The sequence below is a fragment of the Mycobacterium sp. genome (assembly GCF_036488105.1).
GTDB lineage: Bacteria > Actinomycetota > Actinomycetes > Mycobacteriales > Mycobacteriaceae > Mycobacterium.
Window position 1 is genome coordinate 1 of sequence record NZ_DASXHW010000456.1, and the last position, 2,139, is coordinate 2,139.

General features: G+C 67.3%; 1 protein-coding gene. It reads right to left on the reverse strand.

The annotated features are described in order from the left end of the window. On the reverse strand, window positions 1–2,139 hold a 2,139-nt coding region (locus tag VGH54_RS23985; RefSeq protein ID WP_331514618.1), incomplete at both ends, for a type I polyketide synthase.

The following is a 2,139-nucleotide window of genomic DNA, read 5'->3' on the forward strand; positions in this document are numbered from 1 at the left end:
ACCGTGTCATCGCCCTTGCGCGACAACGTCCCAACGCTGTGATGGTGTACCGACTCCAACGTTTCGGTGACGGCGTGCGTCAGGGTTGGGTGCGGGCTGATTTCGATGAACGTGGCGTTTTGCTCGGCGGCGACGCTTATGGCCTGGTGCAGCCGCACCGGCTGACGCACGTTGGCAACCCAGTAGTCGGCGTCCAGGACCGGCGTCTCGGCCTCGTCGGCGATGGTCGAGATAAACCGAATCGTCGGCGGCTTGGGCATCAGATCGGCCAGCGCCGAACGCAATTCGGGCAGGATGGGATCCATCAGCGCGGTGTGCGAGGCGACTTCCATGTTCACCCGCCGCGCGAACCGCTCCTGTGCGCTCACCGCATTGATCGCCGCGTCGACCTGTGCCACCGAGCCGGCGATCACGGTTTGCCGCGGCGACAGGAAGCCGGCCAGGCTCACCTCGGGGTAGTCGGCGAGCAGTTTTTCCGCAGCGTCGGCGTCCATCTCCAGCAGACCGACCGCGCCTTGGCCGGCCAGCTTCGACATCAGCCGCGAACGGGTCCCGATGACCCGCAGGCCCTCGCCGGGGGTCAGCGCCCCGGCCACCACGGCCGCGGTCACCTCTCCCATCGAATGTCCAATCACGGCATCGGGTTCCACACCGTATGAACGCCACAACGCGGTCAACGCCAACTGCAGGCCCATCAGCACCGGCTGGACGCGGGCGTCCCCGGTCACCCGCTGGCCCTCGGTCAGCACTTGCTGCAGGGAGTACCTCATGTGCTCGAGGAATATCGGCTCCAGCTCGTCGACCGCGGCGGCGAACGCCGGCTCGTCGGCCAGCAACTGCCGGCCCATACCGGGCCACTGTGACCCCTGGCCGGAATACACAAAGACGGTGCCCGGTTTGCACAACCCTTCGTGCGGACCGACCAGGCCGATCGCCGACTGGCCGGCCGCCAATGCCTGCAGCCCGGCCACGGCGTGGGCGCGATCGCGTGCGGACACCGTGGCGAAGGTCTTGTGGTGGGTCCGATGGTGGTTGAGCGTGTGGGCGACATCGGTCAATGGCACCGCGGCGCCCTCGCCGATCATCCAGTCGGCCAGGGCCTGCGCCGTCGATGCGATCCGGGCTTGGGACTTGCCCGACACCACCAAGGTCGTGATCACCGATTCCGGTTGCGGCGCAGCAGGTTCGGGGGCCGGAGCTTGCTCGATGACGACGTGGGCGTTGGTGCCGCTGACCCCGAAGGACGACACCCCGGCCCGACGCGCGCGCCCTACGGCCGGCCAGTCCATGCCGTCGGCAGCGATGGTGAACTTCGACGCGCCTTCGACGGCGTTCGGCGTCAGTTCGGTGAAGTGCAGATGCCGCGGAATGTGACCGTGCTGCACGGTGAGAACGGTTTTGATGAAACCGGCGATGCCGGCGGCCGACTCGAGGTGACCCAGGTTGGTCTTGACCGAGCCCAGCACCAGCGGCGCCGTGCCGTGGCGCTCACCGAATACCTGATGCAGCGCACCCAATTCGATCGGATCGCCGAGAGCGGTGCCGGTGCCGTGCGCCTCGATGTAATCGATGTCCGACGGCTCCAGTCGCGCCGCCGCCAATGCCGATCGAAGCACGGCCTGCTGAGCCGGCCCACTGGGCACGGTCTGCCCGCTGCTGGGTCCGTCCTGATTGACTGCCGAGCCGCGCACCACCGCCAATACCGAATCCCCGTCGCGCACTGCATCACTGAGCCGCTTGAGCACCACCACGCCGCAGCCCTCGCTACGGACGTAACCGTCGGCGCTGGCGTCGAAAGTCTTGCATCGGCCATCCGGAGCCAACATGCCCCAGCGCGAGGTAGCAATGCTGTTTTCCGGGCTCAGCATCAGGTTGACGCCAGCCACCAGCGCCTGATCGCTTTCCCGCCGCCGCAGGCTCTGACACGCCAAATGGACTGTGACCAGCGACGACGAGCAGGCAGTGTCGAGCACGACCGCCGGGCCGTGTGCACCAAGAAAATAGGACAGGCGTCCGGCAGCAAAGTTCGCGGCGTTCCCGAACGGGACGTGCGGGTCGACCTCTTCCGGCGGCAGCCGACCGGCCAGGGTCAGGGTGTAGTCGTAGGTGGTCATCCCGACGAACACCGAAGTCTGGGTG